This window comes from Brevundimonas sp. AVps31 (assembly GCF_058681355.1).
In genome coordinates this window covers 2444050-2459814 of the sequence record NZ_CM178736.1, presented here as the reverse complement: position 1 = coordinate 2459814, position 15765 = coordinate 2444050, and the positions used below count along the sequence as shown (strand labels likewise).

The 15765-nt window shown below is 68.3% G+C and carries 18 protein-coding genes; 12 read left to right on the top strand and 6 right to left on the bottom strand.

The window, feature by feature from the left end; all coding sequences use genetic code 11:
• Positions 1-1404 (bottom strand): pyridoxal-phosphate dependent enzyme, encoded by a 1404-nt coding sequence (locus ACW174_RS12035; protein WP_492014660.1) that lies wholly within the window; start codon positions 1402-1404, stop codon positions 1-3.
• A 117-nt stretch (positions 1405-1521) separates the two neighbouring features.
• Here ACW174_RS12035 and ACW174_RS12030 point away from each other — a divergent pair, with 117 nt between their 5' ends.
• From ACW174_RS12030 to rnr, 3 genes are read left to right on the top strand one after another with little or no spacing between them, the layout of a single operon-like run.
• On the top strand, positions 1522-1785 hold the full coding sequence (locus ACW174_RS12030) for a type II toxin-antitoxin system Phd/YefM family antitoxin (RefSeq protein ID WP_492014659.1): 264 nt from the start codon (positions 1522-1524) through the stop codon (positions 1783-1785).
• Positions 1779-2219, top strand: a complete 441-nt coding sequence (locus ACW174_RS12025; protein WP_492014658.1) for a type II toxin-antitoxin system VapC family toxin — start codon at positions 1779-1781, stop codon at positions 2217-2219. Before ACW174_RS12030 ends, ACW174_RS12025 begins: the two co-directional genes overlap by 7 nt.
• Before the next feature lie 9 nt (positions 2220-2228).
• Entirely contained in the window at positions 2229-4544 is a 2316-nt protein-coding gene (rnr, locus tag ACW174_RS12020) for a ribonuclease R (RefSeq protein ID WP_492014657.1), read from the top strand.
• A 48-nt stretch (positions 4545-4592) separates the two neighbouring features.
• On the opposite strand, the gene ACW174_RS12015 is transcribed toward rnr, so the two are convergent.
• Positions 4593-5501, bottom strand: coding sequence for a LysR family transcriptional regulator (locus tag ACW174_RS12015; RefSeq protein ID WP_492014656.1), 909 nt, complete (start codon positions 5499-5501; stop codon positions 4593-4595).
• 88 nt (positions 5502-5589) lie between these two features.
• Here ACW174_RS12015 and ACW174_RS12010 point away from each other — a divergent pair, with 88 nt between their 5' ends.
• Genes ACW174_RS12010 through ACW174_RS11995 form a run of 4 tightly spaced genes read left to right on the top strand, consistent with a single transcriptional unit; the run spans position 5590 to position 8991 of the window.
• Positions 5590-6624: an aldo/keto reductase gene (locus tag ACW174_RS12010; protein ID WP_492014655.1), complete on the top strand. Its 1035-nt coding sequence runs from the start codon at positions 5590-5592 to the stop codon at positions 6622-6624.
• A gap of 9 nt (positions 6625-6633) precedes the next feature.
• Positions 6634-7809, top strand: coding sequence for an MFS transporter (locus tag ACW174_RS12005; protein WP_492014654.1), 1176 nt, complete (start codon positions 6634-6636; stop codon positions 7807-7809).
• A 43-nt stretch (positions 7810-7852) separates the two neighbouring features.
• Positions 7853-8575: an NUDIX hydrolase gene (locus ACW174_RS12000; RefSeq protein WP_492014653.1), complete on the top strand. Its 723-nt coding sequence runs from the start codon at positions 7853-7855 to the stop codon at positions 8573-8575.
• Between the two features lie 5 nt (positions 8576-8580).
• Entirely contained in the window at positions 8581-8991 is a 411-nt protein-coding gene (locus ACW174_RS11995) for a DUF5990 family protein (protein WP_492014652.1), read from the top strand.
• Here ACW174_RS11995 and ACW174_RS11990 read toward each other — a convergent pair.
• Positions 8988-9554 (bottom strand): hypothetical protein, encoded by a 567-nt coding sequence (locus ACW174_RS11990; RefSeq protein ID WP_492014651.1) that lies wholly within the window; start codon positions 9552-9554, stop codon positions 8988-8990. The genes ACW174_RS11995 and ACW174_RS11990 overlap by 4 nt on opposite strands.
• A 131-nt stretch (positions 9555-9685) precedes the next feature.
• Here ACW174_RS11990 and rpmG point away from each other — a divergent pair, with 131 nt between their 5' ends.
• A complete protein-coding gene (rpmG, locus tag ACW174_RS11985) occupies positions 9686-9853 on the top strand; it encodes a 50S ribosomal protein L33 (protein WP_029417689.1) in 168 nt (55 codons plus the stop codon).
• Positions 9854-10001: 148 nt separating this feature from the next.
• Here rpmG and ACW174_RS11980 read toward each other — a convergent pair whose 3' ends face one another.
• From ACW174_RS11980 to ACW174_RS11970, 3 genes are all read right to left on the bottom strand, one after another.
• Positions 10002-10250, bottom strand: coding sequence for a hypothetical protein (locus ACW174_RS11980; RefSeq protein ID WP_492014650.1), 249 nt, complete (start codon positions 10248-10250; stop codon positions 10002-10004).
• A 135-nt stretch (positions 10251-10385) separates the two neighbouring features.
• Positions 10386-11750 carry a PleD family two-component system response regulator gene (locus ACW174_RS11975; protein WP_492014649.1) on the bottom strand — a complete coding sequence of 455 codons (1365 nt, stop codon included), beginning with the start codon at positions 11748-11750 and terminating at the stop codon, positions 10386-10388.
• Between the two features lie 6 nt (positions 11751-11756).
• Positions 11757-12122 carry a response regulator gene (locus tag ACW174_RS11970; RefSeq protein ID WP_141626327.1) on the bottom strand — a complete coding sequence of 122 codons (366 nt, stop codon included), beginning with the start codon at positions 12120-12122 and terminating at the stop codon, positions 11757-11759.
• A gap of 327 nt (positions 12123-12449) precedes the next feature.
• On the opposite strand from ACW174_RS11970, the gene ACW174_RS11965 reads away from it, so the two are divergent.
• From ACW174_RS11965 to ACW174_RS11950, 4 genes are all read left to right on the top strand, one after another.
• Positions 12450-12719 (top strand): hypothetical protein, encoded by a 270-nt coding sequence (locus ACW174_RS11965; protein ID WP_492014648.1) that lies wholly within the window; start codon positions 12450-12452, stop codon positions 12717-12719.
• Complete coding sequence (locus ACW174_RS11960; protein WP_492014647.1) at positions 12716-13960, top strand: DNA polymerase IV; 1245 nt, start codon at positions 12716-12718, stop codon at positions 13958-13960. Before ACW174_RS11965 ends, ACW174_RS11960 begins: the two co-directional genes overlap by 4 nt.
• A 198-nt stretch (positions 13961-14158) precedes the next feature.
• Positions 14159-14617 (top strand): RidA family protein, encoded by a 459-nt coding sequence (locus tag ACW174_RS11955; protein ID WP_492014646.1) that lies wholly within the window; start codon positions 14159-14161, stop codon positions 14615-14617.
• Positions 14614-15765: a GNAT family N-acetyltransferase gene (locus ACW174_RS11950; RefSeq protein ID WP_492014645.1), complete on the top strand. Its 1152-nt coding sequence runs from the start codon at positions 14614-14616 to the stop codon at positions 15763-15765. The genes ACW174_RS11955 and ACW174_RS11950 overlap by 4 nt, the downstream gene beginning before the upstream one ends.

Sequence of the window (15765 nt, the reverse complement as noted above, 5' to 3'; positions counted from 1 at the left end):
TCAGCGGTTAAGGCTCAGGTGGTTGATAAGGTCGGTGCGGGTGATCAGACCGACGAAGGTCTCGCCGTCCAGCACGATGGCCACCCGGTCGCGGTCGAACAGCGGGATCAGGGCGTCCAGCGGCTCGGACACCTGCACGGTGTCCAGATCGCGCGTCATGGCCGACGCGACGGGCTTGGCGAACCGCTCCTTGCGGGTGATCTCGTCGGTGTTCATCACATGCACCAGATCGCTCTCGTCCAGGATGCCGATCAGGCGACCGTCCTGGATGATCGGCAACTGGGACACGTCGGCGCCCTTCATCCGCTTGAAGGCGGTGTCCAGCGTATCCTCCGGCCCGGCCACGACGACATCGCCCTTGGCGTATTTGCGGTGGATCAGGTCGGACAGATCGCCGTGCAACTCGCGCTCGCCCAGACCCTGGTCCGCCAGCCAGGCGTCGTTGTAGACCTTGGACAGGTATTTGGCGCCGGTGTCGCAGACGAAGGTCACGGCGGTCTTCGGCTCGGTCTGCTCGCGGCACCAGCGCAGGGCGGCGGCGATCAGGGTGCCCGACGACGACCCGGCCAGAATGCCTTCCTTCAGCAGCAGTTCGCGCACGGTGGCGACGGCTTCGGCATCCGGGATCGAATAGGCCTTGTCGATCAGGTCCATGTGGGCGGTGTCCGGCACGAAATTCTGGCCGATGCCCTCGACGGTGTAGCTGCCCTCCGGGCCCGGCACGCCTTCGTTGACGATCCCCGCCAAGGTCGAACCGACGGGATCGGCGAGGATGATCTGCGCGGTCGAGCCGACGCTCTTCAGGTATTGCGCCGTGCCTGTGATGGTGCCGCCGGAGCCGATGCCGGCGACGAAGGCGTCGATCTTGCCGTCCAGCTGTTCCCAGATTTCGGGGCCGGTCGTTTTGAAGTGTGCCGCGGAGTTGGCGTCGTTGGCGAACTGGTTGACGTAGAAGCCACCCGGAATCTGCTGCGCCAGACGCTCCGCCATGTCGGTGTAGTATTCGGGGTGCCCGTGCGGGACGTCCGAGCGGGTCAGGCGAACATCGGCACCCATGGCCCGCAGATGCTGGATTTTCTCCTTCGACATCTTGTCCGGAATAACCAGAAGCACCTTATAGCCCTTGGCCTGCCCCACGAGGGTCAGCGCCAGACCGGTGTTGCCGGCCGTCGCCTCGACGATGGTGCCGCCGGGCTTCAGGAAGCCCTCCCGCTCCGCCGCATCGATCATCGACAGGGCGATCCGGTCCTTGATCGACCCGCCGGGGTTCTGGGCCTCCAGCTTGAGGAACAGGCGGCAGACGCCGGTATCGATCTTCTTCACCTCCACGATCGGCGTCTTGCCGATCAGGTCCAGCGTCGAACCGACAGGACCGGACAGGACCGGATGGGGGGCGAGAGACATCAGAAACTCCGTAGCGGCTTGGGCCCGGAAGCTAGGCGCGGCGCCTCTCCGGGACAACCCGACTGGCGAGAGAAAGGATTTATGGCTATATTTCTGGCCAGAACCGGAGATCGACCGATGGCCACCTATGGCGTCGCCGAAGCCAAGAACAACTTCACCCACCTGCTCGAGCGGGTTGAAGGGGGCGAGCGCATCGTGATCACCCGTCATGGCAAGCCCGTGGCGGAGATTGTCAGAACGCCCGTTACGACGCCTACCGTCGACCTCGAACGGCGACGTGTCGCCATCGAAAAGCTGCGAAAGATGCGCGAACGCTTGCCGCCCGCGACCCAGACCTCCGTCGAGCTTCTCCATGAGATGTACGACGACAAGCCGTGGTAGGCGCCTATCTCGACGCCAGCGTGCTGGTCTCCCTGCTCCTGGGAGAGCCGTCCAGCGCCGTTGTCGAGCGCTGGATCGCCGACGTCGAACTGCCGTTGCTGGTCAGCGATTTCGCCGCGGCGGAAGTCTCCTCGGCCGTCTCCCTCGCCGTGCGCCAAGGCCGGGAGACCGCCGAGAACGGCGCCGGCCGCCTCTCGGACTTCGATAACTGGCGGACGGAAGCGCCGACAGTCCCCATCGCTATCGATCCGGAGGACATTCGCATGGCCGATCAGATCGTGCGGGCGTTCGACCTGGGCCTCAGAGCGCCCGATGCCGTCCACCTCGCGACGGCGCAAAGATTGAATGCAAGATTGATAACCCTCGACCGCCGCCTGTTGCGCGCCGCCTCCGCCCTTGGCGTTGAGGCGATCTCGCCCGGCGGTCCCGATTGAGAGAACTGAATGACAAACACCCCCAAGAGGCCGCCCGCCGGCCTCCCCGACAAACAAACCCTGATCGCCTTCCTGCGGGACGCGGGCTCGGCCGAGAAGACCGACATCGCCCGCCACTTCGGCCTGAAGGGCGGCGACCGCCGCGCCTTGCGCGAAATGATCCGCGAGCTCGAGGCCGAAGGCGCGCTGGGCAAGCGCGGCAAGAAGGGCTTCAGCCCCTCGGGCGCCCTGCCCCCGGTCGGCGTCGCCGATGTGGTCGAACGTGACGTGGACGGCGAAATGTACGTCCGGCTCGTCGAGGCGTCCGACGACGCCCCCCGCGCCCTGCTGATGCCGGACAACTCGGGCCGCACCGGCCCCGCCCCCGGCATGGGCGACCGCCTGCTGGTCAAGTTCAGCCAGGGCGCCGAAGGCTGGGAAGCCCGACTGGTCAAGAAGCTGGACAGCGAGCGCACCCGCGTGCTCGGCGTGATCCGCAAGTCCAACCGCGAGGTGCGGGTCGAACCCGTGGATCGCCGCTCGAAGGACGTCCTGCTGGTCCCCAACGCCCAGGCCGAAGGGCTGAAGGACGGCGACCTGGTGCTGGCCGCCATCGAGAAGGGCGACCAACGCTATGGCCCGAAACGCGGCAAGATCCTCGAGACCATCGGCCGCGAGGACGACGCGCGCGCCGCCTCCCTGATCGCCATCCATTCGCACGGCGTGCCGACCGGCTTTTCGGAAGCCGTCGAGCAGGAGGCCGAAGATCAGGAACTGCCTTCGTTGAAGGGTCGCGAGGATCTGCGCGACCTTCCCCTGATCACCATCGACCCGGCCGACGCGCGCGACCACGACGACGCCGTCTACGCCCAGAAGGACGAGGACCCGAAGAACGAGGGCGGCTGGATCGTCTGGGTCGCCATCGCCGACGTCGCCGCCTATGTGCGCCCCGGTACGGCGCTGGATCGCGAAGCGCGGGAGAAGGGCAATTCGACCTACTTCCCCGACCGCGTCGAGCCGATGCTGCCCGAACGCCTGTCCAACGGGCTGTGCAGCCTGAAGGAAGGTGAGAACCGCGCCACGATGGCCGTGCGCATGGTCTTCGACAAGGACGGCAGGAAGGTCGGCCACAAGTTCGTTCGCGGTCTGATGCGCAGCCACGCCAAGCTCAGCTACGAGCAGGCGCAGGCCGCCATCGACGGCGCACCCGACGACACCACCGGCCCCATCATGGAGGCTATTCTCTATCCGCTGTGGAACGCCTACCGCGCCATGCTGAAGGGCCGGCTGAAGCGCAGCCCGCTGCAGATCGAAAGCGCCGAGCGCCGCATCCGCATGAATACGCAGGGGGAGATCACCTCCATCGAAGCCCGCGTTTCTCTCGAGGCCCACCGGCTGATCGAGGAGATGATGATCCAGGCCAACGTCTGCGCCGCGGAGACGCTTGAGAAGCAGAGGACACCCCTGCTCTACCGCGTCCACGACGCCCCCAGCCAGGAGAAGCTGTTCAACCTCGGCGACTTCCTGTCGACCATCGGCAAGCCGTGGACCAAGGGCGAACCGGCGACCACCAAACGCTTCAACAAGCTGCTGGACGAAACCCGCGAGACCGAGCACGCCGAGGTCGTCAACGAGGTGGTCCTGCGCACCCAGATGCAGGCCATCTATTCGGCGGAGAACGTCGGCCACTTCGGCCTGAACCTCGACCGCTACGCCCACTTCACCTCGCCGATCCGCCGCTACTCCGACCTGATCGTCCACCGTGGCCTGATCCGGGCGCTGGGGCTGGGCAAGGACGGGCTGACGGACCGCGAGATCGCCGAACTGCCGTCCATCGCCGAACACGTCGTCATGACAGAGCGCCGCTCCATGGCCGCCGAGCGGGACGCCATGGACCGCTACATCGCCGCCTTCCTTGAGGACCGCGTCGGCGCGACGTTCGGCGGTCGCATCACCGGCGTCACCCGCTTCGGCCTGTTCATCAGGCTCGACGAGACCGGCGCCGACGGTCTGGTCCCGGTTTCGTCCCTGGGCAGCGAGTATTTCACTCACGATGACCGCAGCCACGCCCTGGTCGGCGAACGCTCGGGCCTGCGCTGGACACTGGGCCGGCGGGTCGAGGTCAAGCTGAAGGAGGCGACCCCGATCACCGGCGGCCTGCTGTTCGAGATGCTGTCCGAGCCCGGCCCTCGCGATCCCAATGCGCCCACGGCCCGTCTGGGCATGCGCGCCCGTGGCGCCCCCGGCGGCGGCTATCCCAAGCGCGGCGGTCCGGGCTCCAAGCCCCGCGACGGCAAGAAGCCCTCCGGCGGCCTCAAGGGGGTTCGCAAGGGCAAGCGGCGGTAGGCGTGAGCGAGCGCGGCTTCGCCGCCGGCCGGCGTAGCGCCGATTGAGCTAGCCCAGCCGCTCCGCCAGATAGTCCACGAACACCCGGACCCGCGCCGGGGTGTTCGTCCCGCCCACGAAGACCGCGTGGATCGCCTCGCGGTCGCCGGGGTTGAAGCCCTCCAGCAGGGGGATCAGCCGCCCGTCGCGGATGTCGTCCTCGGCGCTGAAGGCCCCCACGCGCGTGATCCCCACGCCGTCGCGCGCCAACTGGGTCAGGGTCTCGCCGTTGTTGGCCTCAACCGGCCCGCGCACGGTCAGGGCGAAGTTGATCCCGTCGCGCCGGAACGGCCACACCGGCTCGGCCCGGCGGAAACTGAAATTCAGACAGTCGTGGTCGTACAGATCCTCCGGCGTCATCGGCTCCCCGCGCCGCGCCAGATACTCCGGCGAGGCCACCACGATCCGCCCGGTCTCGCCCAGCTTCCGCGCCGTCAGGGCGCTGTCGGCCAGCAGACCGAAGCGGATGGCCACATCCGCCTGACCCGCCGCCACATCGACCACGGCGTCGGTCAGGCTGATCTCCACCAGGATGTGCGGATACAGGGCCACGAAATCCTTCAGGAGAGGCACGACCACCAACCGCCCGTGGGCGAGGGCCGCGCTGACCCGCAGGCGGCCTCGCGGCGCGCCCTGGTCCGCCACCGTCTGTTCCGCATCGTCCAGATCCGCCAGGATCCGCCGCGCCGCACCGAGATAGCTCTGGCCCTCCGCCGTGAGCGTCAGCAGTCGCGTGGTCCGCAACATCAGCCGCACCCCCAGACGCGCCTCGATCCGGTCGATGGTGCGGCTGATCGCCGACGGCGTCAGCCCCAGCCTGCGCCCCGCCGCCGACAGACTGCCGGCGTCCGCCACAGCGGCGAACACCTCCATCTCCCGCGCGCGATCTGCGCCGTTCAACTGCATCTTTGCGTTCAAGTCACAGATCCTTGGCCCGTATCCTCCCTACCGACGCCAAGCGCCTGCGTCCATCTGTGCATCCGGTAACAACAAACGGATTTCGGCCATGGACTATCGTCAACTCGGCGCCTCGGGCCTTCGCGTCCCCGTCCTCAGCTTCGGCACGGGAACCTTCGGCGGCGCAGGGCCGCTGTTCGGCGCCTGGGGAACCAGCGACGTCGTCGAGGCGCGCCGCCTGATCGACATCTGCCTCGAGGCCGGGGTCAATCTGTTCGACACCGCCGACGTGTATTCCGACGGCGCCTCAGAGCGGGTGCTGGGCGAGGCCATCAAGGGCCGTCGCGACCAGGTCCTGATTTCCACCAAGACCGGCCTGCCCACCGGCGACGGGCCCGGCGACTGGGGCGTCTCGCGCGGCCGCCTGATCGCCGCGGTCGAGGCCGCCCTGACGCGGCTCAACACGGACCATATCGACCTGCTGCAGCTCCACGCCTTCGACGCCTCGACCCCGGCCGAGGAGTTGCTCGCCACGCTCGACCTCCTCGTGACCTCCGGAAAGGTCCGCTACACCGGCGTCTCCAACTATCCGGGCTGGGCCCTGATGAAGGCGCAGGGCCTCGCCGATCGGGACGCCCGCCCCCGTTTCGTCGCCCACCAGGTCTACTACTCGCTGATCGGCCGCGCCTATGAGGCCGACCTGATGCCGCTAGCCGCCGACCAGGGCGTCGGCGCCCTGGTGTGGAGCCCGCTGGGCTGGGGCCGTCTGACCGGCAAGGTTCGCCGCGATGCGCCCATCCCCGAGGGCAGCCGCCTGCACGAAACCGCCGCCTTCGCCCCGCCGGTCGAGGACGAACACCTCTACCGCGTCGTCGACGCCCTCGACCTCGTCGCGGCCGAGACCGGCAAGACCGTGCCCCAGATCGCCATCAACTGGCTGCTGCAACGCCCGACGGTCTCCTCGGTCATCATCGGCGCCCGCAACGAGGAGCAGCTGCGCCAGAACCTCGGCGCCGTCGGCTGGAGCCTGACGCCCGACCAGATCGCCGCGCTCGACGCCGCCAGCGATGTCCTGCCGCCCTATCCCCATACCCCCTATCGGCAACAGGCCGGGTTCGCCCGCCTCAACCCGCCGCTGGTCTGAGATCGCCTCATGAAACTCAATCCTCCCCTCCTCGCCCTCGCCGCCGGCGCCTTCGGCATCGGCGTGACCGAGTTCGCGCCCATGGGCCTGCTGCCCGTCATCGCCACCGACATCGGCGTCTCCATTCCGACGGCGGGCCTGTTGATCAGCGCCTATGCCCTCGGCGTCGTCCTCGGCGCGCCGCTGATGACCCTGACGACGGGCAAGGTCCCCCGCCGCACCCTGTTGATCGGGCTGGCCGCCATCTTCACCCTCGGCAACCTGCTTTCGGCGCTCGCCCCTGACTACGGGACCCTGATGGCCGCGCGCGTCATCACCTCCCTGAACCACGGGGCCTTCTTCGGCGTCGGTTCGATCGTCGCCGCCGGCCTGGTCGCCCCGAACCGTCAGGCCGGCGCGGTCGCCTCCATGTTCATGGGCCTGACCCTCGCCAATGTGGTCGGCGTGCCCCTCGCCGCCTGGGCCGGAGACACGCTCGGCTGGCGCGCCTCCTTCTGGGGCATCACCGCCATCGGCCTGTTCGTCATGGCGGCCCTGCGCCTGACCCTGCCGAAACTGCCCGCGCCCGCCGGCGGCGACGCCCTGGCCGAACTCAAGGTCCTCGGAAGGGGCCCGGTCCTGTCGGCTCTCGCCCTGACCGTGATCGGCGCCAGCGCCATGTTCACCGTCTTCACCTACATCGCCCCGATCCTTCAGGACGTGACCCGCGCCTCGCTCGGCTTCGTCACCGCCATGCTGGTCACCTATGGCCTGGGACTGACGCTCGGGAACTGGCTGGGCGGCCGGTTCGCCGACCGGTCCGTCGACCGGACCCTGATCGTCACCCTGATCGCCTCGTCCGCCCTGCTGGTCGCCTTCGCCTTCGCCATGCCGTTCGCAGCCCCGACGGCGGTCCTGATCTTCCTCTGGGGCGTGGCCTCCTTCGCCCTCGTGCCGCCCCTGCAGGTCCGCGTCATGGCCGCCGCCTCCGACGCGCCCAACCTCGCCTCGGCCATGAACATCGGCGCCTTCAATCTCGGCAATGCGCTCGGCGCGGCCCTGGGTGGAGCGGTCATCGCCGGCGGGCTCGGCTTTCCGGCCGTGGCCCTGACCGGAGCCGCCGCCTCGGCGTCCGGCCTGGTCCTGCTGCTCTGGCTGCGCTGGAGCGACCGCCGCGGCCGGACGCGGGTTCAGCCGGCGACCTGATTTTCGCCCTCGCCCCGGCGCGGCGCGATGCTAGTCTTCCGCCGTGCCGACATCCCCGCTCCGCCCTTTCGACGCCGCCCAGGACCTCCGTGACGCTCCCCGCGCCGCCGGTCCCCGTCAACGCCCCAAGGACGCCGCCACCCTGATCCTGACGCGCAAGGTCGGTTCGGGGACCGAGGTGCTGATGGGCCGACGCGCGCCCGGGCATGTCTTCATGGCCTCCAAATGGGTCTTTCCCGGCGGGAAGGTGGAGCGGTCGGACGCGTCCGCCGCCTTCGCCACCGACCTGTCCCATCCGGACGCCGTCCGGCTGACTCGCGAGGTTCCGCCCCGCCGCGCCCGCGCAATGGCCCTCGCCGCCGTGCGCGAGACCTTCGAGGAAACCGGCCTGCTGCTGGCCGAGCCGGCCCCGCCCGCCTCGGTGGTCGGGGGTTGGCGGGAGTTCCGGGCCGTCGGCGCCCTGCCCGACCTCGCCGCCGTGTCCTATATCGCCCGCGCCATCACCCCGCCGGGCCGCACCCGCCGCTTCGACGCCCGCTTCTTCATGGCCGACGCCTCGGCCCTGCTGCACCCGGAGCCCACGGCCGGATCGGGCGAGCTGGACGAGATCGCCTGGCTGCCGCTGGAAGACGCCCGCGCCCTGGACCTGCCCGCGATCACCCGCTTTGTGCTGGGCGAGGTGGCGGAGCGGCTGTCCCGTCCGAACCGCCCCCTGCCCTTCGTGCGCATGGTGCGCGGACAACATGTGGTCGAACATCAGGACTGACCGTCATGGCCGACACCCCGATCACCCTGCGCCTGACCCTCGCCGATCCGGTCCCGGGCGTCCGCTACAGCCTGCAGAGGGACGACGCGCCGTTCGAGCCGGTCACCGCGACCGAAGCGCCCCTGTCGTTCGACGTCCCGATCCGGCTGGCCGACGACAACCGGGTCCTCGGTCCCTTCGTCCGGCGCGAGGGCAAGGAACGCCGCTTCGTCTACATCCGCATCGGCCAGTCGGCCGGCGATCACGCCACCGCAATGAACCGCCGCGCCAAGATCGACATCCACGACATCCCGGCCGCCCTGCTGGACAAGGCCCGCGTCGGCGCCGTGCTGGAGGTGGTGCTGCCGGGTCGCAGCAAGGACGGCACGCCCGCCTGCGCCACGGTGCGACCCGTGAAGGGCTGGACGGCGCTTTAGTCCGCCACCGGCCGGGTCAGGTCGAACTCGACCCGGAAGAAGCGGCCGCCGGGACGGCTGAGCTCATAGGCGAACATCCGGTCCGGATGGACCTCGACGGCCCAGGTGTTGGTGGTCGAGACCTGCGCTCCGCCGGCGATGAACTGGTCGATGGACTCCTTATCCACCGGAAACGCCTGCCGCGAGGCCGTCCCCGGTCCCGCCGTGTCGCCGCCGTACAGATGATAGCCGTGAATCTCACCCTGCGGGTCGCGGTGGTCGTGCTTCAGGCGAAGGCCTGCGTCCGTGCGGGTGATGACCCAGCGGCGCGAGCGGTCCTCGCCGACCGCGAAGGGAATGCCCACCTCGCCCGCCGCGCAGTCCCGCACATGCATCACCAGCCGCTTGCCGTGGAAGTCGGCGTCGGCGGCGTCGGTGGAGACCACCCGGCCCTCGAATCGCTGGCCGCACAGGGCGTTCAGCCGCGACAGGAAGGCGTCCTGCGGATCGGACGGTTCCTGTGCGAGCGCGGGGCTGGCCAGGAAGACGGCGGCCGCGGCGGCGGCGAGGACTGAGGCTTTCATGCCCGCCACCGTGGCCTTTGAACGATCGATGCTCAATGCGGCGTCACGCCCGTTGACTTCCAGCCGCGCCTGAGTATGTTCCGCGCCTCTCATTTCCGCGGCTTTCGCCGTCCGCAAAGGTATTTATTCCGATGGCCAAGCCCGCCTCGATCAAGATCCGCCTGAACTCGACCGCCGACACCGGCTTCTTCTACGTCACCAAGAAGAACGCGCGCACGATGACCGAGAAGATGGTCGTCAAGAAGTACGACCCGGTCGTGAAGAAGCACGTCGAGTTCAAGGAAGGCAAAATCAAGTAAGCACTTGGTTTGCTAACGCGTTCGGGAACGCCCGGTCAGCGATGACCGGGCGTTTTTCGTTGCGCGTCAGCCATTGCCCCGGGACCGGGCGAAACACCACCGCACGCCGTGGCGACGGTTCAGACGACGGCCGGGCCGGGTGAAGCGGTCAGGTCTGGTCGCTGAGCATCGAGCGGATGGCCTGAAGGGCCTTGATGTCCCGCCCGTCGGCGCGCCCGCCGCCGATCACGTCGGAGATGACGATGTCCAGCATGGCCACCGCCTCCCCCGGCGAGGTCGGCTGATGGTCAAGGATGACCCGTTCCAATGTCTCGAGCGCCCGCCACCCCGTGGGATCGGCGGAGAAAGTACGGCTGGAGAAGTCCTCAACAGCCTTGGAGAAGCATGCACGACCCATAATGGCGCCTTTCCGCGAAATCGGGAGTCGGGCCCATCTTGGTAAGCGGATCGGGGTCCGACTACACACTGATCGCAGCTTCAGGCTGAATTCGTTTAGGATTGGTATCCAGCGCCCCGCAGCCGATCGCGCGCCTCAGGCCGCCCGCGCTATGACCTGGTTCCGGCCGCGCGCCTTGGCGTCATAGACCCCCTCGTCGCCGCGCTTCAGCAGGGCGTCGGGGGTGTCGTCGGGGCCGTTTGAACAGGCGACTCCGACGGAAACGGTGATGGTCAGGCTTTCGGCCCCGCCCATGATCGGGAACGGGAGGGAGGCCACGTCGCGGCGGATGCGGTCGGCGACGCGGGTGGCGTCTTCCAGCGAGGCGCCGGGCATGACCACCACGAACTCCTCGCCGCCCAGCCGGCACGGCAGGTCGATGGCGCGGACGTTGGTCGCCAGCCGCACCGCGAACTCGCGCAGCACCTCGTCGCCCGCGTCGTGGCCGAAGCCGTCATTGACCGATTTGAAGTGATCGATGTCCATGACCAGCACGGCCACGGGGTCGCCCCCCTGCCCGGCCCGGCCCATCAGGGCCTGGAGCTGGCCCGCCATATAGCGGCGATTGTGCAGCCCGGTCAGGGCGTCGGTGACGGCCATCTCAAGGCTGTAGTCCAGCTTCTGCTTGAGGAAGTCGGCATAGCGCTTGCGCTTGATCTGGCTGCGGGCGCGGGCGTCCAGTTCCTCGGGATCGACGGGCCGGGGCAGGATGTCATTGACGCCCAGCTCCAGCGCCTTGATCAGGCGAGGCCGGTCCGCCGGATCGACCACCGCCAGAATGGGCACACGCCGCGACGCCTCGGTCGAGCGCGCCTGGGCGACGAAGCGCAGGCCGTCAAAGGCGGCGGCGGAGACGTTGACGATCATCAGGTCCACCGGTCCGCGCGCGGCGATCAGCGCCGCCGCCGGATCGGGTTCGTGCACCGGGCGATGCTCGTCAGACAACTGGGCGACGATCTTGCCGGCTTGCAGGGCGCTGTCGTCCACGACCAGCACCCGGCCGCCGGAGCCGCGGAGGCGACCCGCGCCGTCGGTGTCGACGCCGAATCGACGACCGCTCTCCTCGCGCTCGCGCAGTTCGTCCATCACGGCCTTGAGCCGGACCAGCGACCTGACGCGGGCGAACAGGATGACGTCGTCGATGGGCTTGGTCACGAAGTCGTCGGCGCCGGCTTCCAGACCCCGGATCTTGTCCTCGCGGCCGTCCAGGGCCGTGACCAGGACGACCGGGATGTGGCGGGTGACCGGGTCGGCCTTCAGGCGACGACAGGTCTCGAACCCGTCCATGCCCGGCATCATGACGTCCAGCAGGATAATGTCCGGCCGTTCGGCGGAGGCGATGTCGATGGCCGTCTGGCCGTCCATCGCCGTCAGGACCTCGTAATATTCGAGGGTCAGCTTGGCTTCGAGCAGGCGGACGTTCGGTTCAACGTCGTCCACGACAAGGATACGCGCCGTCATGTCGCCCTACCCCAGATGCTTCCGGACGACCTCGAGGAAATGCATCACCGAAATGGGCTTGGAGATGTAGGCCTCGCAGCCGCCCTGTCGGATCCGCTCCTCGTCGCCCTTCATGGCGAAGGCGGTCACCGCGACCACCGGGATATGGTTCAGCTCTTCGTCGTCCTTGAGCCATTTGGTGACTTCCAGACCGGAAATCTCCGGCAGCTGGATGTCCATCAGAATCAGGTCGGGCCGATGCTGGCGCGCCAGGGCGAGCGCCTGCAGGCCCTCGCGGGTCTGCAGGGTCTCGTACCCCTGGGAATCGAGCAGATCATGAAAAAGCTTCATGTTCAGCTCGTTATCCTCGACGATGAGGACTTTCTTGGACATCACCACCCGGCCTGTTCGCCCCTCTCAAGCGCGATTGCGCGGGGGCTTGCCTTCTTCTGACGCAGTCTGGACGCGGTTCTCTTAAGTTGGCGTGAAGCGCGCGCGTCGCCGGGGGTCGGCCACGCGAGACAAGGCGGCGCGATGGATCGCGCGCATATCCGGCGAGCCGCAGACAGGAAGCAGGTCAGGGCTCATGCCCGGCAAGGTGGCTCGGCCATGCGTCGGGATTGGTCGTGTCGATTGCGGCGAGTCGTTGTCGGCGCGATCTTCGGATGCAGTCCGGTCCGGCTTCTCCTAAGTTGATGGAAACCGGCCTGACCAAAACCCATGCCCGACCCCGTCATCCTTCGCGAACTTACAGTGACCGCCATCGGCGGCATACTTCTGGGTGTCATCAGCAGCCGCTTCATCCAGGGCGCGTTCCGATATTCGGTGAAGTGGGAAATGGCGGCGGCCGTGACCTACATGGCTTTGCCTGTAGCGGTGTTCCACGACGTGCCGACCCTGACGTGGAAACCCGGTCTCTTCATCGTCGCCCTGATGGCAGCGATGACGGGACCCTTCATCACTCGCCGCTTTCTGCCGGTGATCCGTTGAAATCCATCTGTCGCGACTGCCTGACGACCGACGCGCGCAAGCTTGACCGCTGCGGCGCGTGCGGGTCGCGGCGCGTGGTGGCGCATGATGAACTGGCGTCCCTGACGATCGCCCATCTGGACTGCGACGCCTTCTACGCCTCGGTGGAGAAGCGCGACCGGCCCGAGCTGCGCGACGTGCCGGTGATCATCGGCGGGGGCCAGCGGGGCGTGGTTTCGACCTGCTGCTACATCGCACGGATGTACGGGGTGCATTCGGCCATGCCGATGTTCAAGGCGCTGAAAGCCTGTCCCGAGGCGACGGTGCTGAAGCCCGACTTCCACAAATACGTGACCGAGAGCGAACGCATCTTCAGCGCGGTGCGGTCGCTGACGCCGCTGGTGCAGACCCTCTCGCTGGACGAGGCGTGGATCGACCTGTCGGGGACCGAGCGGCTGAACGGCGGCCCGGCGGCCTTCCAGCTGATCCGGCTGCAGAAATATATCGAGGAGGAGATCGGCCTGACGGTCTCCATCGGTCTGGCGCCCAACCGCTTCCTGGCCAAGATCGCGTCGGAGCTGGACAAGCCGCGCGGGTTTTCGGTGATCGGGGCCGAGTCACAGGCCCTGCTGGCCCCCAAATCGGTGCGCATCCTGCCCGGCGTCGGGCCGGTGTTCGGCAAGACGCTGCAAAGCGACGGCTACGGCACGGTCGGGGCGCTGGCCGCCGCCGACCTGCGCGATCTGGTCAAGCGATACGGCGAGACCGGCCTGCGCCTGCACGACCTGGCCCATGGTCGCGACGCCCGCGCCGTGAAACCCGAACATGACCGCAAGGGGATGAGCGCCGAGACGACGTTCAACGAGGACCTGACCGCGGTCGCCGATCTGGAGACCGAACTCTGGCCCCTGTGCGAGAAGCTGGCGTCCAAGGCTCGCGCCGACGGGGTGGCCAGCCGGGTGATCGTGCTGAAGCTGCGCAAGACGGACTTCAAAATCGTGACCCGCCGGATCAGCCTGCCGGAGCCGGTGCAGACAGCGCGCGCCCTGTTCGCCGCCGGGCGAGAACTGCTGACGCCGGAACTGGGCGTCCCCTACCGCCTGATCGGCATCGGCATGGGCGAGGTGGTGGACGCCGTCGACGCCCCCGCCGCCCTGTTCGAAAGCCCCGAGGCGCGCACGCTGAAAACCGAGAAAGCGATTGATGCGCTGAGGCAGAAGTTCGGCAAGGCCGCGGTGGTGGCGGGACGGGCGTTGAAATAGGCGTGCCTCCCCCTGGGGGAGGGGGACCGCCGGAACGGCGGTGGAGGGGTCTTTCCGCCCGCACCATTGCAGTGACGACAGCTGAGAGGGTCCGACCGCGGCCGCTTCAACCGCCCCTCCACCATGCTTCGCACGGTCCCCCTCCCCCAAGGGGGAGGAAAGCGCTAAACCGCCCTCAAATCCATTCCGGAGCATCCCATGACCGTCGCCGCCCGCCTCGCCGAACTCGGCATCCAGCTGCCTGAACCCGCCAAGGCCGTGGCCAACTATGTGCCGTATGTGCAGACCGGAAACCTGCTCCACATCTCGGGCCAGCTGTCGAACGACGCGGCGGGCGGGCTGAAGGGCACCGTGGGCGCCGACGTGTCGCAGGACGACGCGGTCAAGGGCGCGCGCATGTGCGGCGTGAACCTGCTGGCCCAGATTTCGGCCGCGCTGGACGGCGATCTGGAGCGCGTGGTGCGCGTGGTGAAACTGGGCGGCTTCGTGCAGGCCGCCGGCGATTTCGAAGCCATTCCCGCCGTCATCAACGGCTGTTCGGACCTGATGGTCGAGGTGTTCGGCGACAAGGGCCGCCATGCCCGCTCGGCCGTGGGCGTGTACAAACTGCCGCTCGGCTTCGCGGTGGAAATCGATGCGATCGTCGAGGTGAAGTGAGTTTCAGCATCCGGGTTCACGATCGGGTCGCCGACATCGGCCGGGACGCGTGGGACGCCTGCGCGGCCCCGACCGGCGATCCGTTCGTCAGCTATGACTTCCTGGACGCCTGCGAGGCGTCCGGCAGCGCCGTCCCGCGCGAGGGCTGGGCCGGCCGGCACCTGTCACTGGAGGACGAGGACGGCCGGGTGATCGGCGTCATGCCCCTCTGGCTCAAGGGCCACAGCCAGGGCGAATACGTCTTCGACCACAGCTGGGCCGACGCCTATGAGCGCGCCGGTGGGCGCTACTATCCCAAGCTGCTGGGCGCCGTCCCCTTCACCCCCGCCGCCGGGCCGCGCTTTCTGGCCCATCCGGACGCCGACGCGGCCACGGTGCGCGAGGCCCTGATCCAGGGGGCGATGACGCTGACGCAGCGGCTGGGCGCGTCGTCCCTGCATGTGAACTTCCCCGACCGCGCCGACTGGGACGCCATGGGCGAAGCCGGGCTGCTGAAGCGGCAGGACATCCAGTATATCTGGCGCAACGGCGGCTATGAGAGCTTCGACGCCTTCCTGTCGGCCCTGTCCTCGAGCCGCCGCAAGACGGTGAAACGCGAACGGCGGGAGGCGCAGGCCGGGCTGGATATCCGCGTCCTGACCGGGGCGGAGATCACAGAGGCCCACTGGGACGCCTTCTTCGAATTCTATCAGGACACGGGCTCGCGGAAATGGGGTCGCCCCTATCTGACGCGGGACTTCTTCAGCCGCATTGGCGCGACCATGGCCGAGCGGATCGCGCTGGTGATGGCGTTCCGGGATGGGGTCGCCATCGCGGGGGCGCTGAACTTCATCGGGCGCGACGCCCTGTACGGGCGGCAGTGGGGGGCGCTGGACGAGGTCCCCTTCCTGCATTTCGAGCTCTGCTATTATCAGGCGATCGAATTCGCCATCGCCCGCGGCCTGTCGCGGGTCGAGGCCGGCGCGCAGGGCGACCACAAGATCGCGCGCGGCTATCTGCCCTCGCCCGTCTACTCGGCGCATTTCATCGCCGACCCCGCCCTTCGCCGGCCGGTGGCGGATTATCTGGAGCGGGAGCGCCCGGCCATGGAGGCCGAGATGCAGGCGATGGCGGAAGAGCTGACGCCCTTCCGCAAGGACTTGGGATAG